This is a genomic window from Streptomyces sp. NPDC047049 (assembly GCF_040643995.1).
Lineage (GTDB): Bacteria > Actinomycetota > Actinomycetes > Streptomycetales > Streptomycetaceae > Streptomyces > Streptomyces mooreae.
Genome location: NZ_JBEYVM010000019.1, coordinates 75,894 through 100,175 on the forward strand (window position 1 = coordinate 75,894; position 24,282 = coordinate 100,175).

26 protein-coding genes are annotated in these 24,282 nt (G+C 69.8%); 9 read left to right on the forward strand and 17 right to left on the reverse strand.

Translation table 11 applies throughout. From position 1 onward, the window contains the following. Window positions 1-5: 5 nt before the first annotated feature. From ABZ851_RS30305 to ABZ851_RS30345, 9 genes are all read right to left on the reverse strand, one after another. Window positions 6-1,211, reverse strand: a complete 1,206-nt coding sequence (locus ABZ851_RS30305; protein ID WP_361134165.1) for a DegT/DnrJ/EryC1/StrS family aminotransferase — start codon at window positions 1,209-1,211, stop codon at window positions 6-8. 54 nt (window positions 1,212-1,265) lie between these two features. Then, window positions 1,266-1,745, reverse strand: a complete 480-nt coding sequence (locus ABZ851_RS30310; protein WP_361134168.1) for an RpiB/LacA/LacB family sugar-phosphate isomerase — start codon at window positions 1,743-1,745, stop codon at window positions 1,266-1,268. Between the two features lie 196 nt (window positions 1,746-1,941). Next, a complete protein-coding gene (locus ABZ851_RS30315; RefSeq protein ID WP_361134170.1) occupies window positions 1,942-3,108 on the reverse strand; it encodes a DegT/DnrJ/EryC1/StrS family aminotransferase in 1,167 nt (388 codons plus the stop codon). Further along, window positions 3,105-4,163: an NAD(P)-dependent oxidoreductase gene (locus ABZ851_RS30320; RefSeq protein WP_361134173.1), complete on the reverse strand. Its 1,059-nt coding sequence runs from the start codon at window positions 4,161-4,163 to the stop codon at window positions 3,105-3,107. Before ABZ851_RS30320 ends, ABZ851_RS30315 begins: the two co-directional genes overlap by 4 nt. 40 nt (window positions 4,164-4,203) lie before the next feature. Then, window positions 4,204-5,571 (reverse strand): hypothetical protein, encoded by a 1,368-nt coding sequence (locus ABZ851_RS30325; protein WP_361134176.1) that lies wholly within the window; start codon window positions 5,569-5,571, stop codon window positions 4,204-4,206. A 17-nt stretch (window positions 5,572-5,588) separates the two neighbouring features. Beyond that, window positions 5,589-6,335 (reverse strand): HD domain-containing protein, encoded by a 747-nt coding sequence (locus ABZ851_RS30330; RefSeq protein WP_361134179.1) that lies wholly within the window; start codon window positions 6,333-6,335, stop codon window positions 5,589-5,591. A 40-nt stretch (window positions 6,336-6,375) separates the two neighbouring features. Beyond that, window positions 6,376-7,380, reverse strand: coding sequence for a Gfo/Idh/MocA family oxidoreductase (locus tag ABZ851_RS30335; RefSeq protein WP_361134182.1), 1,005 nt, complete (start codon window positions 7,378-7,380; stop codon window positions 6,376-6,378). 44 nt (window positions 7,381-7,424) lie between these two features. Continuing rightward, window positions 7,425-8,507: an NAD-dependent epimerase/dehydratase family protein gene (locus ABZ851_RS30340; protein ID WP_361134185.1), complete on the reverse strand. Its 1,083-nt coding sequence runs from the start codon at window positions 8,505-8,507 to the stop codon at window positions 7,425-7,427. 28 nt (window positions 8,508-8,535) lie between these two features. After that, window positions 8,536-9,447 (reverse strand): methyltransferase domain-containing protein, encoded by a 912-nt coding sequence (locus ABZ851_RS30345; RefSeq protein ID WP_361134465.1) that lies wholly within the window; start codon window positions 9,445-9,447, stop codon window positions 8,536-8,538. A 298-nt stretch (window positions 9,448-9,745) separates the two neighbouring features. On the opposite strand from ABZ851_RS30345, the gene ABZ851_RS30350 reads away from it, so the two are divergent. After that, entirely contained in the window at window positions 9,746-11,032 is a 1,287-nt protein-coding gene (locus ABZ851_RS30350; RefSeq protein WP_361134187.1) for an XRE family transcriptional regulator, read from the forward strand. Window positions 11,033-11,064: 32 nt separating this feature from the next. Here ABZ851_RS30350 and ABZ851_RS30355 read toward each other — a convergent pair whose 3' ends face one another. Next, entirely contained in the window at window positions 11,065-11,958 is an 894-nt protein-coding gene (locus ABZ851_RS30355) for a glycosyltransferase (RefSeq protein ID WP_361134191.1), read from the reverse strand. A gap of 649 nt (window positions 11,959-12,607) precedes the next feature. On the opposite strand from ABZ851_RS30355, the gene ABZ851_RS30360 reads away from it, so the two are divergent. Then, window positions 12,608-13,117 (forward strand): NUDIX hydrolase, encoded by a 510-nt coding sequence (locus ABZ851_RS30360; RefSeq protein WP_361134194.1) that lies wholly within the window; start codon window positions 12,608-12,610, stop codon window positions 13,115-13,117. A gap of 165 nt (window positions 13,118-13,282) precedes the next feature. Here ABZ851_RS30360 and ABZ851_RS30365 read toward each other — a convergent pair whose 3' ends face one another. Beyond that, a complete protein-coding gene (locus tag ABZ851_RS30365; protein ID WP_361134197.1) occupies window positions 13,283-13,528 on the reverse strand; it encodes a hypothetical protein in 246 nt (81 codons plus the stop codon). A gap of 139 nt (window positions 13,529-13,667) precedes the next feature. Here ABZ851_RS30365 and ABZ851_RS30370 point away from each other — a divergent pair, with 139 nt between their 5' ends. From ABZ851_RS30370 to ABZ851_RS30400, 7 genes are all read left to right on the forward strand, one after another. Then, on the forward strand, window positions 13,668-14,000 hold the full coding sequence (locus ABZ851_RS30370) for a hypothetical protein (RefSeq protein WP_361134200.1): 333 nt from the start codon (window positions 13,668-13,670) through the stop codon (window positions 13,998-14,000). A 410-nt stretch (window positions 14,001-14,410) separates the two neighbouring features. Further along, complete coding sequence (locus ABZ851_RS30375) at window positions 14,411-14,995, forward strand: hypothetical protein (RefSeq protein ID WP_361134203.1); 585 nt, start codon at window positions 14,411-14,413, stop codon at window positions 14,993-14,995. Window positions 14,996-15,263: 268 nt separating this feature from the next. After that, window positions 15,264-16,208, forward strand: coding sequence for an AAA family ATPase (locus ABZ851_RS30380; protein WP_361134206.1), 945 nt, complete (start codon window positions 15,264-15,266; stop codon window positions 16,206-16,208). A gap of 105 nt (window positions 16,209-16,313) precedes the next feature. Beyond that, a complete protein-coding gene (locus ABZ851_RS30385; RefSeq protein WP_361134209.1) occupies window positions 16,314-17,006 on the forward strand; it encodes a hypothetical protein in 693 nt (230 codons plus the stop codon). Next, window positions 17,003-17,425: a hypothetical protein gene (locus tag ABZ851_RS30390; RefSeq protein ID WP_361134212.1), complete on the forward strand. Its 423-nt coding sequence runs from the start codon at window positions 17,003-17,005 to the stop codon at window positions 17,423-17,425. The genes ABZ851_RS30385 and ABZ851_RS30390 overlap by 4 nt, the downstream gene beginning before the upstream one ends. 162 nt (window positions 17,426-17,587) lie before the next feature. Next, window positions 17,588-18,610, forward strand: coding sequence for a hypothetical protein (locus ABZ851_RS30395; RefSeq protein WP_361134215.1), 1,023 nt, complete (start codon window positions 17,588-17,590; stop codon window positions 18,608-18,610). A 261-nt stretch (window positions 18,611-18,871) separates the two neighbouring features. Next, a complete protein-coding gene (locus ABZ851_RS30400; protein WP_361134218.1) occupies window positions 18,872-19,843 on the forward strand; it encodes an ATP-dependent DNA ligase in 972 nt (323 codons plus the stop codon). A gap of 10 nt (window positions 19,844-19,853) precedes the next feature. Here the strand turns inward: ABZ851_RS30400 and ABZ851_RS30405 are convergent, their stop codons facing one another. From ABZ851_RS30405 to ABZ851_RS30430, 6 genes are all read right to left on the reverse strand, one after another. Next, window positions 19,854-20,273 carry a MarR family transcriptional regulator gene (locus ABZ851_RS30405; protein WP_361134221.1) on the reverse strand — a complete coding sequence of 140 codons (420 nt, stop codon included), beginning with the start codon at window positions 20,271-20,273 and terminating at the stop codon, window positions 19,854-19,856. Then, complete coding sequence (locus tag ABZ851_RS30410; RefSeq protein WP_361134224.1) at window positions 20,270-20,758, reverse strand: MarR family transcriptional regulator; 489 nt, start codon at window positions 20,756-20,758, stop codon at window positions 20,270-20,272. Before ABZ851_RS30410 ends, ABZ851_RS30405 begins: the two co-directional genes overlap by 4 nt. A gap of 669 nt (window positions 20,759-21,427) precedes the next feature. Next, window positions 21,428-21,742, reverse strand: coding sequence for an integration host factor, actinobacterial type (gene mihF / locus ABZ851_RS30415; RefSeq protein ID WP_361134227.1), 315 nt, complete (start codon window positions 21,740-21,742; stop codon window positions 21,428-21,430). Between the two features lie 26 nt (window positions 21,743-21,768). After that, window positions 21,769-21,981, reverse strand: a complete 213-nt coding sequence (locus ABZ851_RS30420; RefSeq protein ID WP_361134230.1) for a hypothetical protein — start codon at window positions 21,979-21,981, stop codon at window positions 21,769-21,771. A gap of 66 nt (window positions 21,982-22,047) precedes the next feature. Continuing rightward, entirely contained in the window at window positions 22,048-22,905 is an 858-nt protein-coding gene (gene trpA / locus ABZ851_RS30425; RefSeq protein ID WP_361134233.1) for a tryptophan synthase subunit alpha, read from the reverse strand. Window positions 22,906-22,950: 45 nt separating this feature from the next. Further along, entirely contained in the window at window positions 22,951-24,201 is a 1,251-nt protein-coding gene (locus tag ABZ851_RS30430; protein WP_361134236.1) for an ATP-grasp domain-containing protein, read from the reverse strand. Between the last annotated feature and the right edge of the window lie 81 nt (window positions 24,202-24,282).

Sequence of the window (24,282 nt, forward strand, 5' to 3'; positions counted from 1 at the left end):
AGCGGTCAGCTGTCACCGAAGTTGCGGGCGATCTGGTTGGTGGCCGCGCGGATGGCGTCGCAGATCTCGCGTTCTTCGTCGACGGGAATCTGCGGGTGCAGGCAGGGGCAGAGCAGGCGGGCGGCGAGCTGCTCGGCTCGGGGGCATACCTGGCCGTCCGTGTGGCCGCGGATGTAGTCGTGGCTCAGGTAGGTGGGCGGGTCGTTGACGATGCTGCCGAGCCCGTACTGGTCGGCGAGGAGTTCCATGAGGGCGTCGCGGCCGGGCCCGGCCCAGGACGGGGGGACCAGCAGGTTGTAGCGGTAATAGAGGTGTTGTCCGTCGTGGAACTTGGGCGGCAGGGTCAGGTGCTCGATGCCGTCCAGGAGGCGGGTGCGCTCGTGAGCGCGGGAGATGCGGGCGGCGTTCATCTCGTCGAGCCGGGCGAGCTGGGTGAGCCCGACGGCTGCCTGGATTTTGCTGAGTTGCTGGTTGGTGCCCCATTCCTGGCTCAGGCCGTAGGTGCGCAGGCGCCGTAGCCGGTGGGCGAGCCGTGCATCGCCGGTGGTGACCATGCCGCCTTGGCCGAAGGTCGTCATGAGCTTCTTGGTCTCGAAGCTGAAGGTGGTGGCCCATCCTTCGGCACCGACGGGGAGGCTGGCGGGGGTGGTGCCGCCGCAGGCGCGCGCGGCGTCCACGATCACCACCGGCGGGCCGTGGTGCGGGTGCGGGTGGCGCTGGGCGAGGTCGAGAAAGGGGCGCAGGTCGGCGCCAAGCCCGTTCCAGTGGGTGACGAGGATCGCGCGGGTGCGGCCGGTGAGGCGGTGTTCGATGTCGCCCGGGTCCAGGTTCAAGGTGAGCGGGTGGGGCTCGGCCAGCACGAGGTCGCCGCCTTGGTGGATGACCGGCAGGTGGGTGCCGACGAAGTTCAGCGCGCAGGAGATCACCTGGTCGCCTGGCTGCAGCTCCAGGCATTTGAGGACCATCTCCAGGGCGGTGCCGCCGCCGTTGAAGGCCACCGCGTGCCGGGCGCGGGTCTTGTCCGCGAACGCCTCCTCGAAGGCGGCCACGCGGTCTTTGTTGCGCCATCCCGTCTGCCACGACAGCGAGTCGGCCATCACTTGCTGGGCGGAGGCGTGTTCGGCGTCGGTGTACCAGCCGCCCTGGGCCGGCTCGTCGGGCCAGCGCCGTGGGGCTCGCGTGCGGGGCACGGTGGTGGCGTCGGTGGGCATGGGGCATCTCCTCGCAGTGTGAGCCGGGTCGTGTGGCCGGGCCGGTCGGTGTCGTCAGCAGGGGGCGGGCCGGGGGTGGCGCTGCTCGTGCGCGGTGATGAGCACGAGCTTGGCCGCGGCGCGGGAGGCGGGGTCGAAGGTGTGACCCAGCCACTGGTTGGTCAGGCGCCCGGCCAGCACCAGGTCGATGACACCGGCGCCCAGGCACAGGACCTGGGCGTTGCTGTGGGTCACCGCGTGCTCCACGCTCAACGGATCGTGAGCGGCGGCCGCGCGGACGCTGATGACCTTGTTGGCGGCGATCGCCATGCCGAGGCCGGTGTAGCAGACGAGCAGGGCCCTGTCCGCGTGGCCGGCAGCGATGAGCTGGGCGGCGGCGAAGGCGACGTCCGGATACGGCAACGGATCCTCGTCGGCGCCGACCCTGATGATCGGTCCGACGCGCGGGTGGACGGCGGCCTGGTCGGCCAGGGCCGCAGCATAGGCGGCGCCGGCCCGGTCACCGCCGACGACGATGCGCAGGTCCTCGGGCATGGGTGATCTCCTCAAGGGCGGGTGCGGTGGACGGTCCGGGGCTCGGTGTCCTGCTGGGGTTCCACGATGGGCAGGGCGTCCGAGCCCCGGAAGTCACTGAGACGGTGCGGCGGGGGTGCTGCGAGGAGCACTGTCAGCGCACCGCGTCACGCCGTGGTGCTCTCCCCCTCTCGCGCGTACAGTTCGCGCCCGTCCGTCAACTCCACAGGTCGTGGACGGCGTTGATGACGCGGTCGACGTGCTCATCGGTCATCGCCGGGTAGCACGGCAGGGACAGCTGCCGGGCGGCCGCAGTCTCGGTGACTGGCAGCGGCCGGTGGATCACGCCCCGGTAGGGGCCCAGGGAGTGCACGGGCTTGAAGTGGACGCTGGTGGAGATCTGGTGGCGTTCCAAGAGTGCGGCGGCCGTCTTGTCGCGGTCGACGGGCGCGGCGTCCGGGTCGATGAGTACCGGGTAGAGGAACCAGCCGTGCTCGACGCCGGGCAGAACCGTGGGCGTGGTCAGGCCGGGCAGCCCGGACAGTGCCCGGGTGTACGCGGCGGAGATGGCGGCTCGGCGCTCAGTGAACTCGGGCAGCCTGGCGTACTGCACGACGGCGAGGGCGGCGGTGAGGTCGGACATGACGTACTTCAAGCCGGGGACTTCGACCTCGTAGTCAGCGGTGTTGCGTTTGCCGTGCCGTTGCCAGGCGGAGGAGTCGATGCCGTGCCGGCCGAGCAGGCGGGCCTTGTGGACCAGGTCGCCGCGGCCGGCGAGGACGCCGCCTTCCCCGGCCGCGGCGACCTTGTTGGCGTAGAGGCTGAACGTCGCGAGGTCGCCAGCGCTGCCGGCACGCAGGCCGTCGCGGCTGGCGTGCAGTGCGTGGGCGGCGTCCTCGATGAGCAGCAGGCCGTACTGGTCGGCGAGCTCGCGGAAGGCCCGCATGTCGCACATCTGCCCCCCGTAGTGCGTCACAGCGATCGCCCTGGTGAGGGGGGTGATCGCGGCTTCAGCTGCGCCGGGGGTGATGTTGAGGGTGAAGGGGTCGACGTCGACGAAGACCGGGCGGGCGCCGACCTGTCTCAGCGCGTTGGGGGCGGCACAGAAGGTGAGGCTGGGGGTGATCACCTCATCGCCGGCGCCGATTCCGCCGGCGAGGAAGGCGAGGTGGAGGGCGGCGGTGCAGGAGGTGACCGCGAAGGCGTCCTCTGCGCCGAGGGTGTCGCGCACAGTGTGCTCCAGGCGGGTGGCCTTGGGGCCGTGGGTCAACCAGCCGGAGCGCAGGGTGTCGACAACCTCGGCAATTTCGTCCTCGCCGATCAGCGGCCGGTTCCACGGCAGCGGGCCGCCGGCCGTCGGTGCGGGGGCGGGGGTGTGGCTCATCGCTCGCTCCGGGGGACGTTCGCGTAGTCGGCGTGCAGGCGGGTGCAGTCCTCGCTGCGCAGTGCGCGGATCCGACCGTCGGCCAGGGAGTTCTTCAGGCCGACGAGGTTGTCGTATTCGGGGAGGTCCGGGTCGTCGAGCTCCTTGGCCTCCACGGCGTTGGCGACCTCGCGTACGCCCTGGGCCAGGGTGGTGGGGCAGGCGCCAGGGAACGTGGCGGCAAGGCGGGCGAAGGACGTGCGGTAATCGCGCGCGTCGGCCTCGTCGCGCTCGGGCCCAGCGTCGATGCGGGTACCCGGCACGGCCTTCTCCACGGTGCGGGCGATCTCGGCGATGGTGTAGTTCTCCCGGTCCGCGCCCACGTTGAAGATCCGGTGACCGCCCGGGGTGGTGAGGACCTGGGCGAGGACGCCGGCGACGTCGCCAACGTGGACGAGCGGCCGCCGCTGTCCGCCGCCGTTGAGCGGAATCCGCCCGGTGGCGATGGCCTGGGCGGTCATGCGGTTGGCGACGGAGTCCAGGCGCTGACGCGGGGAGCGGCCATGCACGGTGGCCAGGCGCAGCACGCTCAGCGCGTGGCCGTCCATCAGGCCGGCGAGGGTGCGCTCGGCCAGGACCTTGGTACGGGCGTAGATGCCGAGCGGGTTGGGAGCCGTGTCCTCGTCGACGGTTCCCTGGTGACTGCCGTAGACACTGCAGGAGGAGAAGAACACGTAGTGCTCGACGCCGGCAGCGCGGGCCGCTTCGGCGGCCAGGACCGGGGAGGCGTAGTTGAGTTCGACGGCCAGGGTCTCGTCGAGGACGCAGGCGGGCTCGCCGACCAGGCCGCCGAGGTGGACGACCGCGTCCGCGCCGGTGGCCGCCCGGCGCAGCGCATCCGGGTCGCGCAGGTCGGCGTTGACGAAGGCGCTCGCGGTGGGCAGGAGGCGGGCTGGGTTGTCGCCGCGCTGGTAGATCAGGCCGTCGACGACGGTGACGTGGTGACCGAGGTCGGTGAGGTGGCGAGTGGCGACAGTGCCGAGGTAGCCGGCGCCGCCGAGCAGGACGATGCGCACCAGAGTGCTCCTTCTGGGAGATGGGCGGGGTGACGAGCAGCTAGGCGACGGAGACCGTGGAGGGACTTTTGGGGCGGGTGCACGGGCCCGGGAAGGCCGCCCGGCCCAGGGCGGTCCCGCGCAGGTCGGCCAGGCGCGGGATGGGCAAGAGATCGAGCTGCTCGGTGGGGTGGAGCAGGCCGCGTTCGCAGGTCTCGGCCACCCACGCGGTGCAGGCTGCGCGGGGGAAGGCGAGGTTGAGGCCGATCTCGCCCTTGGGCAGCACGCCGTTGAAGGGCGCGGCGATCTCCTGGCGGTTCCAGTAGTCGTACACCGAGGTCGCTTTGGCCTGCTCGAACACCGGGAACAGGGCCGGGTAGCGGGGCAGGGTCCGCATCTCGCGGAAGACCAGCTGTCCGGCCAGGTGCGGGGCCGCTGCGGCGAGGGAGTCGAAGTCGCCGGTCGCGTCACGGAAGGCCACGGCGGTCACGTCACTGCCGGGGTCGAGCGCGGCGCAGGCAAACAGGTGCGGCAGGCGGCGCCGCGTGTAGGCGGGGGCGCCCAGGGCGAGGCTGGGCTCGATGCGGCCGATCAGCTCCGTCAGCTGGGCGTGGTCGGGGTTGAACAGGGCCAGGTCGAACAGGCGGCCCATCGTGTCGACCGCGGCGAACGCGAGTTGCTTGTAGAGGCGGTTGTTCATCTCCCCCGCCGCCGCGTACGCCTTGGTCGTCGGTTTGGTGGAGTGCAGGAGGAGGTACTCGCAGAGCACCTCGAAGTACAGGTAGCCGAGAAAGGGGAAGCTCTCGACGGCTGCGGCCAGCTGGTTGAAGAACGCGGTCAGCGAGGTGGTGTGGGTGCCGCGGGCTTCGGCGAGCAGCAGGTCCAGGAAGCCGGCCGTTTCACGGACGCGCCGCACGGCGGTCTGCTGGAGCTGGTGGTCTTCGGCGGCGGTCAGGAAGCTGCGATGGTCTTGGTAGGTGTCCAGGTGGATGCCGCCGAGCCGGAGGTAGTTCAGGCCCTTGGCAGGCGCGGGCTGTTCCGGGCAGATCTCGAGGACGACGGTCTTTGTGTCGGTCTTGGTCTCCAGCAGGTACGAGCCGAGGTTGTGCGGGCGCAGGCCGTCGGTGGTCTCGGTGAGCGGGGCGCAGTACAGGGCTCCGACCAGGCATCCGGCGGCGCCGTGCAGCTCACCGGTGGCACGGATGGCGTCCAGCGCGAGGGTGGTGTGCATCAGGTGGACGGGCCGGCCGCTGGTGAGCGAGGCGAGCATGGCGTTGTCGCTCACCTCCAGCAGGTGCCCGTTCGGCGCGCGGCGGTGGGCGGTGAGCCAGTCGTCGGCGCTCTCGGCGAGGCCGGCCGGGCCGGGCGGCGCGGTGCGGGCGCCGAAGTCGGTGTGGACGTGGTCCCATCCGTCAGGTGCGGCGTGCACTGGGCCTCCTTCCGTTCTTAGCGGGTGAGGGTGGTCAGGGCGTGGGTGACGGCGTCGTGGTGCGAGGCGCCGTCGAGTCGGGCCCGCTCGCTGTGGACGACCAGGCCGTGCGCGAACGGGGACAGCCAGGCCGGGATCGTGAGGCGCAGGTGCGTGGTGTTGGGCCACCACCGGCTCAGGGGGAGGCGGTAGCGGTCCAGGCAGTCCGCGGCCTTCAGCAGGTCGGTCAGGTGCGGGGCGTGCTGGTAGGCGTCCCGTTGCCCGGGAGCGAAGGCGTCGTACGGGCGGTTGTGCACGGCGATCGCCGCGGCCACGTCGGCACGGAGCTCGGCGGAGACCTCCTGGCCGACGGCGGACAGGACCATCTCGGCGTGCTCGGTGAACCAGGTGGCTGCGCGTTGGCCGTGCTCGGGGTCGGCGCGGTCGTCGTGCCGGCGGCAGTCGTGCACGGCGGCCGCCGTGCACAGGGCCGCGGTGTGCGCCCGGTCGAGGCGGTAGGCGCGGGCGAGAAGGAAGGCGAGCACGCAGGTGCGGGCGCCGTGGCTGATTCCGTGCAGGCCGTCGGCCTGGTCCCGGGAGGTGAACCACGACGCGTCGGGGCGCAGCAGCAGGATTTCGTCCGTGGTGAGGGCCGGGGTGTCCGCGGTGGGCGGGGGCGGATTGCCAGCGATCCAGTCGAGGGTGGGGGCGTCCATGACCTGGTGGTCCGGGAGCGCGCGGGCAGCGGCCAACTCGCGCAGTGAGCGGGGCGGTTGCGCGGGCATCGTCGTTCTCCCTTCCGATGGCGCGGTGGCGTGGTGCTGGTCAAGCGAGGGCGGGCTGGCGGGCGGGCACCGTGGTGGAGCGGCCGGTGGCCGCCGCCGTCAGGAGTGCCTCGGTCGCGGCGACCGTGGCCGCGCCCTCCGCCAGGGACACCAGACCGCGGGTGCCTTGGCCGAGCAGGGCGTCGCGCATCAGCTGGTGCTCGACCGTGAACGGCGCCTCCTGTTCGGGCAGCTCGATGACACGGGCGTCGCCGGCGAGGACGCCCGGGAAGCCTGCGACCGCGGTAGGGGCGGCGGTGTTGGGGTGGTGGGTGAGGGTGCCCGCGACGGTGTCGGCGGTCAGTACCCCCGCCGTGGTGTGGACCTGAATGGTGCGGTGCTTGAACGGGGTGATCCAGTCCGCGTGGTGGTGGGCCAGCACCCCGCCGCGCAGCACGGTTGTGGCGGTGGCCGTGTCTTCATACGGGCCGGCGAGGACGCGAGTGGAGGCGGTGACCGACTCGACGGGCTGTCCGGCGAGCCAGGAGACCAGGTCGACGTCGTGGACCAGCAGGTCGAGGGCGACGCCGACGTCGAGGATGCGCCCGGAGTAGGGGCCCTGGCGTCGGGTGGTGAACTGCCACAGCTCGCCGAAGTCGCCACTGTGCAGGCACCTGGCGAGCTCGGTGACCGGGGCCTGGTGCCGCTCGGTGTGGCCGACGGCCGCGAAGGTGCCGGCATGTGCGAAGGCCTCGCTGATGCGCCAGGCGGCCTCACCGGACGGGGCGATCGGCTTCTCAATCAGCGCGGGCACGCCGGCGGCCGCGAGCGCCAGGGCGTACTGCTCGTGGGTCGCGCTCGGCGTGGCGATGACGCAGTAGTCCAGGTTCAGCCGCAGGAGCGCCTCCAGGTCGACGAAGGTCGGCACCTTGGGGAAGGCGGCACGCTTGGCGGGATCCAGGTCCGCCAGGGCGACCAGGTCGATGCCGGGCATGCTGGCCAGCGTGCGGGCGTGGACCGTGCCAGCCCAGCCCAAGCCGATGACCGCGGTACGCAGGGTCTTCACAGGGGTTCCCTCCAGGTCAGGGTGATGCCGGGACGTCGGGCGGGTCACAGGGGCACGGGGGCGGGCGATCGCCAGGCGTTGATGCGACTGTTGCTGGTCTCGGCGCGCATCCAATCGGGGATGGCGTTCGGGGCGTGGCGCACCCACTGCACGTAGCGGTCGATCCCGTCCCCGACGCCCACCGAGGGACTCCAGTCCAGGACGGCCTGCATGCGGGTGGTGTCGGCGCAGGCGCCGAGCGGATCCTGAGCGACGCGCGGCGCGTCGACGATCTCGGCGTTGGGGAAGTGACGGCGGACGTGCTCGGCGACCTCGCGGACGGAGGTCTGCGCACCGGTGCCCAGGTTGAGGGTCCGTCCGGCCGCTGCGGGGATGGTCAGGCAGCGCACGATGGCGTCGGCGACGTCGTCTCGGAAGATGAAGTCGCGGATTTGGCGGCCGCCGTTGTTGAGCAGGAGCTGCTGGCCAAGCGCGGCGTACATGGTGAACTGCGCCACGACCCACGAGGCGGCGCCCTTCTTGGGGACCTGGCCGGGCCCGTAGACGCTGAACGGGCGCAGGATCGTGAAGTCGTGCTCGGCCACGCTCAGGAGCTGGCGGGTGTGTCCTTCGGCCCAGAGCTTGCTGTTGGCGTAGATGTTCAGGGGGTCCAGCTGCTGGTCCTCGGTGAAGACCCCGGCCTGCTCGGGGCGGGGGGTGTGCGGAGCGCCGTGGCCGTAGACCTGGGCGGTGGACAGCAGGACGAAGCGACGGACATTGCGGGCGGCGGCCACGGCGCGTAGCACGGTGTCGGTTCCGGCCAAGTTGGAGCGGACTGCGGTCTGGGGGTCGGTGGTGCAGCCGTGGACGGAGGAGTGGGCCGCGGCGTGGACGACGTAGTCGGCGTTGGCGACCAGGCGGCGGACCAGCGGCTCGTCGTTGATGTCGCCGACGGTCAGGTGCGGGTCGTCGGTTCCGGTGCCCAGCAGCGTGAGGGTGGTGGGACCGTAGGCGCTCAGGCTGTCAAGCAGAGCTGGGCGTGCCCCGGCGGCGGCCAGGGCACCGCGCAGGGCGGTGCCGATGAAACCGGCCCCGCCGGTGATCAGGACGCGGGCTCCGGTCAGGTCGTCGTGCGGCTGAGGGGTCACGGGACTCTTCCTGTCGGGTGGATGCGGGTCAGGAGCAGATGAAGTGGCCGGTGTACTTGGTGAGGGCGAAGTAGCCGATGTCGTCGATGACGGCCTGGACGCGGTCGTGCACACGGTCCTCAAGCTCGGTGAAGAAGGCCGGCGGCAGCCCCTCCCCTGGCTTGCTGCTGGCGCAGCAGTAGTTGCAGCTGCGGTAGAAAGCCATGAAATGCTCGGCCTTGGCGAACTGCAGCTGGTCCTGCCAGTCCACGCGCTTGACCGACGCGAAGTGCGGGGCGAGTTGCTCGGTGCCGTTGTCGAGGGAGATGCGAGCCTTGGGGGTAGCACGGAACAGGTGCTGGGGAGCGTCCATGTCGCGCAGCGCGGCGAAGTGAGCGTCGTACATCTCGACCATGGAGTCCGGGCGGTCGGTGGCGAGGAGGAAGCGGCCGCCTGGCCTGAGGACTCGTTGCACCTCGGCGAAGCAGGCCTGCAGATCGGTGACGTAGTGGGCCATGTAGACGGCCATGACGCGGTCGAAGCTGTCGCTGTCGAATGCGCTCAGGTCATCGGCACTGCCCTCGACGAACTCGCACGGGGTGGCTACTCCGTCCAGGCGCTGGCGGGCCGCTTCCAGGACGGCCGGCGCGATGTCGAGTCCCACGAGGTGGCCGGCCGCAAGGTAGGGGCGTATCCGCGCCAGGATCTCGCCGTTGCCGCAGCCCAGGTCCAGTAGTTCTTCGGCACCGCGCAGATCGAGCGCCCGGATCAGGTGGTCGTGCAGCGCGAGCGGGTTGGTGCGGAACCGATCGTGGACGAGCTGGGTCGCGTCCAGCTTGCTGCTGTCCGTGAAGTAGCTGTCGCGGGCGTCCTCGGCCTTGAGCTCGAAGTATTGATCGGGGATTACCCGGGACGCCAGACCGTCCAACTCCGGTGTGCGAAAGTCGAGTTCCGCGTACATCGTCGACAAGGCATGCGCTCCTATCGTGACAGCAGGTGGGCCACAGATGCCGCCAGCGATTCCCGGCCGCGGCTTCCGGTGTGGTCCCACCGTCGCTGTCATCGCCCAGCTCCAGGAAGCGACTTGGGCAGTGCCGTTCACGTGCGGAGCGGAGCACTGTCGGAGCACTGCCTCGTGGTCTTCCGCGACGGGTGACGGGCCGCTAGCGTCGCCCGGATCTCCCAGCTCGCGACGGGTTCATGCAGGAGGCGCAGTGCCGAAGGTCCACCGATTAGTCATCGCACGTGAGGTCCGCAACATGACGCGGCCAGATCTCGCCCGTGCACTGCGCAAGCTCAGCGCCGAGCGCAAACCGGCCCTGGGAACCGCACCCTCGGGCGTCTTACGCTGGGAGGACGGCCGCGAGCCCGAGAAGGAGACACAGAAGCTGCTGGCCGAGGTGTTCAACATCGACCCCTGCCTCGTTGACACCCACCCCTGGCCCCTGTGGCTCGAGTTCGATCCGCTTCAGCAGTACTCCGACTTCCCCTGGACCCCCCGAGGCGCGCTGGACGCGCTCAGAGACTCAGTCGGGAGTGACATGCATCGCCGGTCCTTCATCTTCAGTTCGACAGCCCTGACCGCGAGCCTCTTCTCCTGGCTCACCGCCGACCCGGCCGCCGCCGGCGAGATCACCAGCGGCCGACGGATCGGCGAAGCCGCCGTCACCCACATCGAGCGCAGGGTCCGCGCGCTGCGCCGCACCGACGACGAAGACGGCGGGGGGACACTGATCCGCGACACCGCCTCAACCAACGAGATGGTCGCCGACCTCCTGGACAACCGCAGCTACTCCCTCGACCACGAGCAGCGGCTGTACGCCGCGGCTGCGGACCTGGAGCGGATGCGCGCCTGGGCGGTCTTCGACGTCCACGGCGAGTGCGACGATCGGATCTTCAAGTCCGCCCTGCACTCCGCCCACAGCGCGGATGACCCGGCCCTGGGTGCGCACATCCTCAACTTCTGGGCCGCCGCCGCCTACAACTGCGACCGCCCTGCCGACGCCGAGACCATGGCCACCGCCGCCCTCAGCGCGGTGCGCGGCAAAGCCTCACCGCGTGTGGAAGCGCTCGTCTACGCCCGTCGGGCCCGCGCTCGTTCCCACCTCGGCGACGCGCGCTGCTGGTCCGACCTCGACTTCGCCGAGCGCCACCTGCACCGGGCCGAGCAGGGTGAGAACGACGGGGAGCCGGAGTGGGCGTATTGGATGAATGTCGCCGAGTTCCAGGGGTCCAGGGCTTCCACCCAGCTGGCCATGGGTCAGCCGCGCGATGCGGAAGCCACTTTCGCCGCCGCCGCGCGGGCCTTCGACGGCGGTGCGGTGCGCACCCATGCTCTCTACCTCGTACGGCAGTCCGACGCGCAGTGGCGCCAGGGTCGTCTTGAGCAGGCGTGCGGTACCGCTCACCAGGCCCTGGACCTCACCGACCAAATCAGCTCCCAGCGCACCGTCGGCCCGCTTCAGGACCTCGTTCGCACCATGAAGTCCCACGAGGGCCTGAAGGTCGTGCGGGACCTGCGCGAACGAGTCGCCACCGTCAGCTGACGAAAACGCGTTCCGACGTCCGCCGGTGGTTCTCAGACAATCGGCGGGCGGCCGGCGCGCGTCAGGCGCCACACCGTCCGCCATGACATTGGCCGCCGCTCCCCATGGCCGCCACGCAGTCCCTCCGCGAACCCCTTGAACCAGACACCCAGGTTCCCGGAAGAGCGGAACCGCCACAGGCTGATCACGACCCAGGTGGCCAGGTAGACGGGAACCAGCGGCGCTGGCAGGCGTCGGCGGGCGACCCATACCCGGTTGCGGGCCACCATCCGGTAGAACGGACCGTGCCGGGCGGGGTTCGTCGCGGGGTGGTGCACCTCGATGTCCCCGGCGTACCAGCCAACCCGACCGAGATCCAAGAGCCTCCATGCCATGTCCACGCCTTCATGGAAGAGGAAGAAATGCCCAGGCCAACGGCCTGCCGCCTCGAAATCGGCCCGGCGCACGAGCACGATGCCTTCGGCCATGACGGTGACGACGCCCGAGCGTCGGGCGTCACTCGACCGCAGCCGGGGCACCCACCGGCCCAGCGTCTCGCCAGTTACGGGATCTGCGATGCGGGGCTGTACGTACGCGGCGTTGGGGTGCCGGTCGAACTCCTCGATCAGCCGCGTGAGGGTGTGCGGGTCCGGGAGCACCGCGTCGTTGTCGAAAAACAGCACGAACTCGGCCCCGCCGGCAGCCAGCGCCTGAGCTCCGACATTGCGCCCCTCCGGGATTCCCGTATTGACGCCCAGCGCAACGCTTTGCACCCCCTCGGGTACGTAGTCGGGTTCCACTCCGTTCCCGACGATGACCACCCGCAGGTCGACGCCTTGCTGGGAGAGGACCGAAGCCATCGCCGTGCGAAACTCCTGGTCTCGGTCGTTCATGGTGAGCACGACCACATCGACCGTGCGCTTGGCCGCAGCTGTTTCCCTGCTCACCTTGACCTGTCCTTCATCCAATGGAGCTGAGGCGCGCCTCGCACTCGCGGGCACGTGGCGATCTTGAGGCGACGTGAGGGTGTCCAGCGTTGTCCCGTATGCACGGCCCATCGCAGCGTAGCGCCCGAAGGGCACGACAATGAACTTCAGGTTCCGAGCAAATGGCATTGCCCGTAACGCCTATTGAAGAGATTGAGACACCTCCGGTCTGGACTCGGCTCACGGAGAGACAAGTCCAGACCGGATAACGAAATGCACTTCTGCCGGTGGCGCCCCCTGACCCGGCTCTTCCTGAGTGCCCCACGGGAGCCGGCCTCTCTACCGGCACGATGCGGCTCCCGGTCGCCAAGCGGGGCGGATCTGTCGCAGCGGAGCGTGCAGCCACTCGCGTCCACCACGCCTGTCATGAGACGCGGGTCGACGCAACGGAAGGCTCGGAGATCGCGCGATCACTGTGCCGGAGATCGAAGAACGACCGGAATGGCGTGTTCGAACCTCGGTGGTGGTCGTTAAGCCCATTGCCCCAGCCCTGGACGACAAGCGAGCACACGTTGATCTCCCCCCAACAACGGCACATGCCCGGCGGTGACGCTATGGCCTACGTCATCGAAGCCCTCGTAAGCGGGCTCGCTCCGTGGAGGGAAGCCGTATGAGCGGTACGTGGTTGCCTCCCGAGCAGTACATCGCGACGGTGATGAAGGCCACGGCCTTTGCCTGCGTCCATTTCACCGACGAAGACGACCGGCCCCTTCAGCTGCACTCCGTCTACTCCCCCGCGCACCCGTGGCAGTTCGTAGGCGGCACGATGAACCCCGGAGAACGCCCGTGGCAGACGGCCGTCCGCGAATGCCGGGAGGAGACTGGCATCACGCTGGCCGGGCCCCCTGCACGGCTCCTGGCGACGGTGTTCGGCCTACCCGGCACCGAGTGGCCCTACAGCACGCTCGGCCTGATCTTCGACGGTGGCCGTCTAACCGAAGCGCAGATCCGCAGCATCGCCCTGGCCCCGGAAGAACATGACGAGGCTCGCATCCTGTCCCTGACGGAGTGGAAGCCGTTGATGCCCCAAAGGGACTTCGCACGGCTCAGCGCCGTACTGGAGGCACGCAGCACCGGCAAAGTCGCGTACTTCGACACCTGGGACTGGGAGACCGAATAGGCATCGTGTTGCTGTCTGACCGAGGATGGCCACACCCCGCGCCCGGGGGCCGCGATGTCGAATGGCTTTGCGCCGCAGACCGGGTACCCGTTCGGCTTCACCCACCCGGCCCCGGGCGCGACACACGCGAGGGCCCCGCGACGGGGGACGCGGGGCCTACCGACGTTACCGGTGCTTGCGCCGATACTCTCCCATTTCAGCTGGTTCGCTCACCCGCCGTATGCGCTGCTCCTGCAGCTGCTCAGTCTTGTATCGGCGGGCGAGAGCGGAACCGTCCCACTGGATGAAGTAGCGCGCCCCGGTGGCGGACTCCCAGGTGACGTGAATGACGGTTCCGTGGGTGGCCCGGGCGTTTCCCGTGGGGCGCTCGACGCGGTCGCCTCGGGAAAGGTGCAGGTAGATGTAGGGCAAGTCCACTCTCCTCCCGGGGCCAGGGTGCACACCCAGACCCTTCGACTCTTAAGACTGGCATTTGACGCCATCGTGTGAGTATAGTCTTAAGAGGCGTCTATTGACTCGGGCGCCCTGCACTTTGAACCCTTGGAGGAACATGAACCCTGCTGCGCGCGGGACGGCCGTCATCGACCGCTACCGCACCAAATACGGCGCACTCGACGACCTGGAGGTCTCGGCGGTCGACCTCGTCGCCGACCTGCAGGTCTGGGCCGTCGCCAACGACCTGGACTGGGACAAGGTCCTGGGTAGAGCGGAGCGGTTCGCCAAGGATGAACTGCACTGCTGCACCTGCGGCCGCACTGACCCCGCGGCCCTCAACGACGACCTGCTGTGCAGCAACTGCGTCACCGGACCTGACGGAACCTTCGCGACGCCCGGCCGCACCGTTCGAAGCCCCCTCACCCAGAGCGATGGAACGAGTTCATGACGTCCGATGCGGCCGATCGGCACGCCCATACCGATCGGCCGCAGCAGCTCAGGACCAGGGACTCGCCGAGCCTTCGCGGAGCGCGATATGACGGACCTGCGCCACTCATTGTCGCGACGTTGGAGTCCCAGAAGGTGCGGGGCGGGTGCAACGGGCCGGCCCCGTCCGCCGGCTCCGGAAGGACAGGCCGCCGTGCGCCGCATCGTCTGCCGCTGCGAGGACGTCGCCTTGGTAGCCCTGGGCCGGCGATGTTCACACTGCAACCTTCCCCCCTCGGCCACCGCACCGACGCCGGCGAGTCGGCGGCCCTCGGTTCAGATCCGCAGAAGCTGGAGTAACAAGGAAGTGAGCATGACCCCGACTGCCGTATCCTCAACCCGACGCAAGCTATAAGAGACATGGACTTACTTATGACCAGCACAGACGACGAGACCATCGACCTAACCAAGCGCACCGAACCGCTCAGCCTCAGCGACATCAGCCGTGCACTGGGGCTCAAGTCGCGGGGCACTGCGCAGAAGTGGCACAAGCCTCCGACGCAGAAGGCGATGGAGGGCAAGGCGCCACAAAACACGCCGCCCCTGCACGCCGTGGTCGAAGCTATGGCCGACCAGCTGGAGGCCGCCGGCATCGAGGTCAGCAAGGAGACGCTCGAGAGTTCGCGGCCGCTTTACCCGCCGCGGGTCGTCCTCGCGCTGGGGAAGGCGCTCGGCTACCTCGACAGTGCCGGCCGCATCGTCGAGGAGATCCGCAGCAAGGGCCGCGGCCGCTGGTTCCCCGTGGCGCCCACAGTGGACCCTGGCTCGAACCGGAAGCGGGTCTACACCAACCATCTCGCGAGCAAACTGGGCATCAGGAACGAGTCGATCGAGGTTGCGCTCACCCGGGAGAAGTTCACCAAGCCGGATGGCGTGGACGAGATCAACCGCAGCTTTTGGTGGGTGCCGACCGCGAACAAGATCCTCAAGGAGCACAAAATCGACGACCGGTTCTGAACGCCGGCGACGCACCGCATCGCCCCCGGGCTCGGAGTAGGACTCCGCGCCCGGGGGCGATGTCGTTTGTGCCCGTCACCGCAACTGGTCCGTCGCAGCGAAGCGAGGTAGCTCACTAAGGTCGCGAATGGCTTTTGAGCTGCGAAAACACCGACTTGATGGTATAGTCTTAAGAGTCAGAATGGCTGACCGGCGCCACCTGAGAATGTCCGGCTTGTTTCGGTATCGGGGTGCGCTGAATCACTCACCGACCGGTTCCGGAGGGACCTTGACGGAAACCAGCACGACTCCCCCTGTGGAGGCCTCCGCCTCACAGCCTGATCCCGGCGACCGCTTCCGTTTCACCACGGCCGTGCGGCAGCAGCGGCCCGCTCGGATTCTCCTGGACGGCCCGCCCGGAGCGGGCACCTTGTACACCTCCCTGGCCCTGGCAACCTCGATCGGCGACCGGGTCGCCGTCATCGACGCCCAGCGCGGCCGCGCCAGTGCTTATGCGGAAAAGTTCGAGTTCGACATGTGTCCGCCGCTGTCCTACTGCTCGCCGGACACCCTGGTCACGATGCTCGCCCACTGTGCCGACCAGCGCTACGACACGGTCGTCGTCTCCCCTCTCTCCGCCTTCTGGACTGCCTCTGGCGGCGTCCGCGAGCAGGTCACCCGAGCCTCCAAGCGCAGCGGTTCGAGCCGGTGGAGCCCCTGGGACGAAGTTCGGCCCATGGAGCGCCAGATGCTGGATGCCCTGTTGGGCTATCCCGGCCATGTGATCGCCACCGTGCGGGACAAGCTGGAATACGTCGCCGGACCGGACGAGAACGGGCGTGTCACCCGCCACGTCATCGGCCTCGCCCCGATCGGCAGGGAGGGCATGGAGTACGAGTGGGACATCGTGGCGACGATGGACCACTCCCACACGCTCATCGTGGTCAAGGCTCCCAATGAAGACCTCTCGGGCCGCATCGAAACGAAGCCCGGAGCCCGGTTCGCCGCTGACGTCAAGAGCTGGCTGGACAGGGGAGAGCCCGTCCCGCCGCCGTTCGACCTCGCCGACGAGGCCCTGCAGCCGAGCCTGACCTTCGAGGAACTGGGCGACTTGATGACCCGCGTACGGCTGCGCCAGGCAGAGGGGCACCCGTTGCTCCTGCCCACCCGCCAGGGCACCACCCTCGGCGTCCACATCACCCAGCGGGGCAACGAACTGCGCCGCGAGAGCTAATCCCCTCCGGCCCCCGCGCCCTCCCCCAACCCCCAACCACCCACAGCGCGGTGGCGGTCCGCCACGCCCAGGTCCGGACCGCCGCCGCCGTCACGAAAGGCCCCGATGCTGCAGACCCTCTGCCAGGACGACCCGCTCGTCAGCCTCCTCCTCTCCTACCGGCACATGACCGACCGGCACAAGGCAGCCCTGGACCCGTACCTCGACATCGAGGGCTACGTCGATGACGACCACCGCCGCGCCCACACCCGCCGCGAGCGCACCGACGCTCTGGAAGCACAGCAGCTTCTGGAGCAGACCGTCGACCTGCTGACCAGGCGCTTCGTACTTCCTGATGGCCTGGCAGTCACTCTCCCCGGCACCGACGGCGCCTCCCACCCCCTGGTCACCGGGCAGCTCGACGACTCCGCCCGCGAGGTCTTCCTCCACGGCCAGTGCCACGCCTTCGCACGCGCGCTGTCTGACCACACCGAGTGGCCGATGGCCGTCATCATCGACTACGAATGTTCGCAGAACCCGGACCTGTGCGCCTCTGACCCTGTGGCCGAGGCCGTGTGCACCTGCCAGCTGGACCACGTCGTGGCCGTACGGCCGGACGGCGCCCACGTCGACATCACCGGCGCCCATCTCCCCGGCGCCCTGCCTGACTACGAGGGCCAGGAAGCCATTCCGGTGACCAACGCACTCTGGTCACACATCTCCCGCTCGCCCCTGTGGCGCAGGCCCGCCGTCGACGTGGCGCGCACCTTCGTCGTCCCGCTGCTGAGCACGCTCGACGACGGGAGGGCCGCCGCGTGAGAAAGCGCATCTCCCACATCCGCGCCGCACTCGGCGGCGCGGCGCGCCTTCGGGCTCGCCGCCATACTGCGGCGCCCGCCGGCCCTGACCTCGCGTCGGCCGCCCTGGAGGTCGTACAGACCGTGCAGCGGCTGCTGACCGAGCACGGCGGCGCCGACTTCTACGAGGCAGTACAGGAGGCCCTCGTAGCACGTGGCTTCCCGCCGCATCCGTCCTCCGAGCGCTGTGCCATCGCCCCGTGCTCCTGCGACGCGGCTGCACTTGACGATCTGGTGGACGTGCTCGGTGCTCTCGGCGTACGTGGAGCGGTGCGCTCAGCCGTCGAGCTGTTCGACACCTACGGCGACCCGAACGACGTACTCAGCACCACGCAGGTCGACCAGCTGTGCGCGGCCGCAGCACACTTCGACACCGAGTGACTCTTAAAACTTTCCATCCCCTCAAACGTAATGTAGTGTCTTAAGAGGCGTTCAGCGCTTCCTGAGCGGCCCTTAGGGCGCGTCCGGCGTGGGCTCAAGCCCCTCCGGAAGCGCCCTGCCAATCCGATTCCGAGACCGACGACACCACGAAGGACATGACGCATGACCTCTCGTCCCTACGTCGAGATCCCGCGGCCGTACGAATTCAGCCCCGACCGCTTCGACGTCGAGCTCAACTTCCCAGCCTCCAGCCGCAAGCGCGCCGAGCAGCACCAGAGCATCGCCTGGGAGCTCGCCCGCATCCACGACGTCGAAGCCCACACTCCCTACAAGATCAACCCCCGTTGGAGCGTGTACGAGGAGAACTGGGGCAACGGCCAGCGCCACGGCGGCCCCGACTACCGTCGCCTGGAGGTGCACGGCAACCCGCGGTCCCTGGCTCGCTACCTCGCCGCGCTGCAGCGCGTGCTCACCGCCGTCGAGCGCCTGGCCACCCGGGCCGCCCGGGCCTTCGGCTCCTGGCGCCGCTCCCTGCTCGCCCAGTTTGAGGGTCACCTCGAATACGAGGACCCGACGACACTGCGTATCCGCGCCCAGGACTTCCGCAGCGCAGCGCTGACGCAGCTGACCAGGTTCCTGGCTCAGGGCGCGCCCGACGCCGGCCACCGCGACTCCTCCCGGCCGCTGTGGGAGCAGGCCGACACCGTGGCCGCTGAGGTCTGGGCGCAGGCCGGCGGCGTGAACGCGTGGGAGGCGCCCGAGGACGAGGTCCAGGAGCAGCTGCAGCGCATGCTGCCTCTCCAGCTGTCCGTCGTCGAGGCCATGGAGAGCCGTGAGGTCACGCCGCAGGTGCCGGACACGGTCGAGGAGCTGCTGGAGCTGTCCGGCCCGGCCGAGCAGGCCCCCGCAGAACACGTACCCGCCGCAGCCCCGGCGACCAGGGCGGCGCCCGCCCCCGCGCCGCGAGGGCATGTCCCCGCCGGGCGGTCCGGGGCGCGAAGTCGCCGACCCGGCTGGGCCGGTGGAAGGGCCCCGGTGCCTCGTTCGGCAGGCCTGTGCCCGGCGGCGCGCGAGAGCGTGCGTCGGAGCGCGGCCGCGCCGCCGGGCAGCCTCCTGGCCAGCCCCTTCGTGCACCCCGCCGCTGCGCTGCCCCATGACGGGGCGGATCGGCCTGTAGCTGCCTGACCTCGTCAGCTGGTTGGGGCCGGCTACGCAGGCCGGCCCCAACCCCACCCTCGCCCAACACCCGAAAACCACAACCACACAGCATTGTGAGGCCCCAGCGGCCCACCGAACACTGAGTGCCGCGCCGGCGCTGCGTGCATCCGTCCCGGCACCTCCGCGGGTGATGTTTGACCCTGTGCTCGGCGGCCGCGATGGGGTGAGCCCTGGCGAGACGTCAGACGACTCACCGAAAACCACCGTGGTCAGCGGTACAACGGACCTATGGTGCTTCGTGTCCCGCAGGTGATGCTCGCCCGTGCCGCTGATGTGCTGCCAGAGGGGCCCTACGCCTACGAGGCGAAGTGGGATGGCTTCCGCTGCCTCGCCGTGCGCCCCGCCGGTGGCCGCACACGTCTGCTCTCGCGCAAGGGAACGGATCTGACCCGCGCCTTCAGCGACATCGCTGCGGCCGTCGACAGGGATCTGCCCGGCGACCGGGACGAGATCTTCGACGGCGAGTTGGTCGTATTCGCGGGGCAGCGGCTCGACTTCAGCCGGCTGCAGAAACGCCTGAGTCGCCGCGGTGCCGCGCTGGCCCGGGAAATGGAGACGCCGGCCCACTACGTGGTGTTCGACGTCCTCGCCTACGGCGAGGGCCTCACAGCACTCCCCTACCGCCGGCGGCGCGACCAGCTGGAACGCGTCTTCCGCGACCTCGCGCTCGGTCCGCCGCTCACCCTGTGCCCTATGACGCTGGACCGCGCCGAAGCGCAAACGTGGATGACCGAGTGGGCCGCCGTAGGCATCGAAGGGTGTGTGGCCAAGGCGCTGTCGCAGAAATACGAGGAAGACCGGCGTGGCTGGATCAAGGTGCGTCAGCGCACCACGCACGAGGCGATCGTGGGGGCTGTCACCGGCACAGTGCGTCGGCCGGCCAGCGTCCTGCTGGGTCGGTACGACTCCCACGGCCGACTGCGCTACGCCGGCCGGAGCGTCCCGCTGGCGAAAGAGGTACGAGAGGATCTCGCTGAGCGGCTCGTACCAGCGGCAGACGATCACCCGTGGACGGGATACACCTTCTCGGCCGCCTGGGGCTCACGCGAGGTCCTGCACACCACCATGGTCATGCCCGACATCGTCGCGGAGTTCAGTGGCGACACCGCGGTCGACCAGGGCAGATGGAGACATCCGGTCCGGCTGCTCCGCCTCCGGGTGGACCTGGAGCCGGCGGACGTGCCGGGGTTCGGCTCGTAGCGCCGGCGGGTCAGTCGGTGTCGACGGGCCGGATGGTGCGGCGCCGGCGGGCGTCGGTGTTGCCGCGCTTTCGCGGGGCGAGGGCACGCTCGTCCGGCTTCACGGCCGGGTCGTGCAACGCTGCGGAGACCATGGTCCGCATCTCCGGGTGGGCGGTGAAGAAGTACCGGGCGTTGAGCCTGTAGGTCGCCGGCGCGATGTCCAGGGCCAGCCGCAGCCCGGTCAGTCGGTTGAAGGCCTCGTAGGCGGTGGACTCGGAGATCCCGCAGTCGCTGGCGACCTGGGCCGCGTCGACGCCGATGGCTTGGACGAACGCGCCGTGCTCCTCCAACCACGCCAGGACATCACGCTGCGCCGCGCTCAAGTTGAGCGTGTAGAGCGGAGGAGTACCCAGGCTCTCCGGGTCGAACTCGTGGGCGGGCACTGTCATGACGTCTCTCCTGAAGCCCTTCTCGGCTTTGACTTCTTCGGCGCCTTGGCCTGGGCGGACGGCTGCACGGACGGCGGGTCCAGACGCCTGCAGGCGGTCACCTGGCTGGAGCCGCTGCCCTCCCAGTATCGCCGCGGCGTCAACTGGTACGCGGCCGAGCGGGGCGACGTCTTGAGCAACAGGTTGTGTTCGACGAGCCCGGCGAGCGAGACCTTCACCGTGCCCTCGGTGAGGTTGACCTCCGGTGCAACCTCGGCGGGCTTGACCCGCACCGGTGCGCTCGCACCTCCGTGCTCGCGGATCCAGTCCAGGATCGCCCATTGAGCGCCGGTCAGGCCCATTGCGTACAGCGGGGTCTCCGAGCCGTACGACTCCAGGGTGTAGCCCTTGCCGTCGAAGTTGTGCGGGGTGCGCGGCCGAGGCGTCACCACCTCCCCGGAATTCATGTTCACCAGAGCCAGGCTCTGGCGCCGTCCTGCGCTCATTTCCAAGAGACTCCCTGCCGATGACGCTAAGGTCGCATCTTCCGCCCCTTAGCTCCGAAAAACCAGCCCTTACAACGTTGATCATACAGGTCACGGTCCAGGGAACCTGACTTCCAGCACGGGCGCGTCCGGCATCTCGACACTGACGATCAAGGGCTGTTTTTTCCGCCCCTACGGTCCGGTTTTCCCGCCCTTAGCCGCACGTTTTCGCAGGTCAGAGCCAGGGCTACCTTCTGTAAGTAAACGTGCGCGCGAATACCACGACCACCGCCCACCCCGCAAGCTCCCACCACACTCGGCCGACCAGCAGTTCGGGGCTGAGGTCTCGGGGGCAAGCCCCCGAACCCCCTGGCACCTACAGCAGGGAGGGCACCAGTCCGCGCGCTCCTCGCCCGGCCGGCCCGCGCACGGCGCAGGCCGACCGGACTGCGGTGCGTGCACTGTCTCCTCAAGGGAGGCCGGTGGGGGTGCAGGTGGCCATGACCACCGGCAGCCGGCCGCGGCAGCGTCGGGGTATCCGTTCTGTGGCTGAGGCCGACGAGGTGGTCGGGAGGTGCTGTCCATCAGGGAGGTGTCGGCGGACTTGGGCTGGGGCCGCAGCGTGCACGAGTGCGGCATCAACCGGGACGGCGGGCAAGCGGAGCGGGGGCCGCGGGCGAAGAGCCGAAGTCAGGCAGTTGGACGGAACATCTCCTGGAGGCGGGCGCGCTGCTGGCCTCCGAGTCCCTGGACCCGGCGGCCGTCGGCTATCGCCAGTTCGGTCATGACCTGCGCGGCTCGGATCGGGCCGACACCGGGGAGCGATTCCAAAAGCCGGCGCACCTTGGTCCTGGTGACCGTCTTGGAGTCGTCGCCCAGGACCTCAGCGAGGGTGCGCCGGCCGTGCTTGAGGTCCTCAAGGATGGCGCGGCGCTCCTGGCGCACGGCGATGGACTTGCGCAGGGCGGCTGTGCGCTCTTCGGGGGTGAGGGTGGGCAGGGACATGGAGGCGTCCTTCCTTGCTGACGGGTTCAGTCGGTGCGGGGGCGGGAGCCGCGGGATCCAGTGCGGCGGGAGGCTCGTTCCTCCTCCCACAGCTGCTGGTATTCGGCGGCCACGCTCGGGTCGGTGTAGCGCGGTTCCAGGAAGATGTTCCGGTAGTCCGGCTTGGGAGTCGCCGGCGGCGGCCGGCGACGGGCGGCCGGGACGCTCTCGACCCGGCGGGCGCGGGGCATCGTGCTCAACAACAGCTCCTGGTGTGTGACGTCGTGACGCTCAAGAACCGGCCGCGGTCGGCTCGTCGCAGCGGATCACATCATGCCGATGTAGTCGGGGCGAAAGAGATTTGCCGGGTCCGCCGGCCGCTGGAGGGCCGCGGCGAACAAGGCCACCCGGTCGGCGGCCGCGCGCAGGCCATCGGAAGGGGACATCTCCAACAGTGGCTGGATGGCGGGCGTGCCAATGACGACACCGTCGACCAGGTCCCGAAGGCTCCGGGCCATCCCTGGACTCGAGACTCCGATGCCAGTGACGACGGGCACGGACCCGGCAGCACGCAACCGCTGGGTGAACCTCTCCAGGGCCTCGACGTCGAGCCGGCCGGTGTAGCCGGTGAGGGCTGCCTCGGCGGCGGGTGCGTACACCCAGCCTGACGCGGCCGAGCATACCCGCGCCAGCCGTTCGTCCGACGCGCGGCGAGAGACCAACTGCGGGGTGGTGAGGCCGGATTGGTGGGATGCGGCGAGCCATGGGCCGGCTTCTTCCAGCGGCAGGTCCACGATCATCGCGCCGGCCGCGCCGGCCGTCGCGAGGTCCTGGGCGAAGCGCTCGGGCCCGCCGTATCGGAGCACGGGCCCCCAATAGCTCACCACGACCACCGGTGCCCACGTGGTGGTGGCGACCTGACGGACCGTCTCCAGGACGTCGACCATGGTGGTTCCGCGGCTGAGGGCCCGCTTGTAGGCCTCAGCGATCACCGGTCCGTCCAGGAAGGGGTCCGAGTACGGCACTCCGATCTCGAAGAGCCGGGCGCCGCGGCTGGCGAAGGTCCGCAGCACTTCAGCGTCGGCGTATGCGGAGGGGAAGCCGGCGGGCAGGAAGACGCCCAGGTCCGTTGTCGAGCGGCGCAGCAGTCGGGCGGTGAGCCAGTCGGCGGCAAGGGTGGCCACGGCGCCTCCTTTCGTCAGTTCGGGACAAGCACGGCGCAGCATCGGCTACGCGGCTTGCTGGGTTACGGGGTGCACCTCGATGACCGCCCGGGACAGAACCTCCGCCAGATTTCCTCGGGCCTGGCCGATGGTGGCGCCAGTGGCCACGGCGAAGCCGACTCGTGTGTTGTTCGGCGTCTCGTTGGAGGGGGTGCGGGTGACGTGGTCGCCGACCTCGCACAGCCAGTGGAACTGCTCATCGTGCGTACCGGAAGCGCCGGGCAGCAGGCGGCGGGTGGTCACTACGCCGTCCCCCGGCGGGTAGAGCATGCCGATAGCGGCGCTGCGGCGTTCGGTCGGGCGCAGGTCGGGCTCTCTCCCGGCGGCGATGGCGGCGGCGGCCCGCGGCAGATCCACTCCCGTGGCGAGCCTGGTGAGCGCCCCGATGCGATCTCCACCGAGCCGGGCATTGACCTCGATCACATGCGGGCCGTCAGCGGTGAAGCGCATCTCGACGTGGGAGACGCCGTCGGTGATGCCCACCGCGTCCAGGGCGCGTGCCGCGAGGGGGGCCACCAACTCCAGCAGGGGGTCGCCGGCGGTGACGGAGTGGGCTGTCTCCAGGAAGTAGGGCGCGAATCCCACAGATTTGCGGGTGAGAGCCACGGCCGTGGTCAGGCCCCGGCGCGTGACGGTCTCGACGGAGATTTCGGGGCCGTCGAGGTACTCCTCCAGCAGCACGCCCTGGTCCTCGGGCCCCTGACTGGCCGCGGCGGCGGCGATGTCCCAACCGCGCGGCAGGTCGCCGACGCTGTCGACGCGGGTGACGCCGATGCTGCCGGCGTGACTGGTCGGCTTGAGGACGACGGGGTATCCGACCCGTTCGGCTGCGGATGCTGCGGCTTCCATGCTGTGGACCCAGGTGGAGGCGGCCGAGGGCACGCCGGCGGCGGCGAAGCGCTGTCGGCTGAGGGCTTTGTCGCGTGCGGCGAGGGCGGCGTCAGGGGAGTTTCCGGGGAGGCCGAAGCGCTCGGCGAGCCGCGCCGCAGCCAGCACGTGGTACTCGTCGAAGGTGACGACGCCTGCGATGTTCCACCGTGCGGCGAGTGCCTCGGCAGCGGCGCCCAGAGCAATGGGGTCGGTGAGGTCGGCGGCTTCGCAGTCGACGATGTAGGGCTGCTGCCAGGTGGGCGGTTCGGGGTTGATGAGCACAAGTGGCTGGTCGGCGGCGGCGCGTTCGAACTGGTATTGCCGCATCAGGGGCGGCCCGGAGCCGAGGATGAGCAGCGGGGCGGTGTGGGGCTGGGCGATGGGCATCATGTGCGCCTCGGATCGGGTGGGAGCGGCAGTGTTCGGCGGTTGGGGGCGGGAGGTGAGGCCATGCGGCCGGCCGGCGCC

Bases quoted from the DNA above. Each gene is read 5' to 3' on its own strand.
- ABZ851_RS30400 (WP_361134218.1), top strand. From the start codon at position 18,872: ATGGTGCTTCGTGTCCCGCAGGTGATGCTCGCCCGTGCCGCTGATGTG.
- ABZ851_RS30345 (WP_361134465.1), bottom strand. From the start codon at position 9,447: ATGTACGCGGAACTCGACTTTCGCACACCGGAGTTGGACGGTCTGGCG.
- ABZ851_RS30430 (WP_361134236.1), bottom strand. From the start codon at position 24,201: ATGCCCATCGCCCAGCCCCACACCGCCCCGCTGCTCATCCTCGGCTCC.
- ABZ851_RS30385 (WP_361134209.1), top strand. From the start codon at position 16,314: ATGCTGCAGACCCTCTGCCAGGACGACCCGCTCGTCAGCCTCCTCCTC.
- ABZ851_RS30360 (WP_361134194.1), top strand. From the start codon at position 12,608: ATGAGCGGTACGTGGTTGCCTCCCGAGCAGTACATCGCGACGGTGATG.
- ABZ851_RS30350 (WP_361134187.1), top strand. From the start codon at position 9,746: ATGACGCGGCCAGATCTCGCCCGTGCACTGCGCAAGCTCAGCGCCGAG.
- ABZ851_RS30395 (WP_361134215.1), top strand. From the start codon at position 17,588: ATGACCTCTCGTCCCTACGTCGAGATCCCGCGGCCGTACGAATTCAGC.
- ABZ851_RS30375 (WP_361134203.1), top strand. From the start codon at position 14,411: ATGACCAGCACAGACGACGAGACCATCGACCTAACCAAGCGCACCGAA.
- ABZ851_RS30315 (WP_361134170.1), bottom strand. From the start codon at position 3,108: ATGAGCCACACCCCCGCCCCCGCACCGACGGCCGGCGGCCCGCTGCCG.
- ABZ851_RS30310 (WP_361134168.1), bottom strand. From the start codon at position 1,745: ATGCCCGAGGACCTGCGCATCGTCGTCGGCGGTGACCGGGCCGGCGCC.
- ABZ851_RS30370 (WP_361134200.1), top strand. From the start codon at position 13,668: ATGAACCCTGCTGCGCGCGGGACGGCCGTCATCGACCGCTACCGCACC.
- ABZ851_RS30330 (WP_361134179.1), bottom strand. From the start codon at position 6,335: ATGCCCGCGCAACCGCCCCGCTCACTGCGCGAGTTGGCCGCTGCCCGC.
- ABZ851_RS30405 (WP_361134221.1), bottom strand. From the start codon at position 20,273: ATGACAGTGCCCGCCCACGAGTTCGACCCGGAGAGCCTGGGTACTCCT.
- ABZ851_RS30410 (WP_361134224.1), bottom strand. From the start codon at position 20,758: ATGAGCGCAGGACGGCGCCAGAGCCTGGCTCTGGTGAACATGAATTCC.
- ABZ851_RS30305 (WP_361134165.1), bottom strand. From the start codon at position 1,211: ATGCCCACCGACGCCACCACCGTGCCCCGCACGCGAGCCCCACGGCGC.
- mihF (WP_361134227.1), bottom strand. From the start codon at position 21,742: ATGTCCCTGCCCACCCTCACCCCCGAAGAGCGCACAGCCGCCCTGCGC.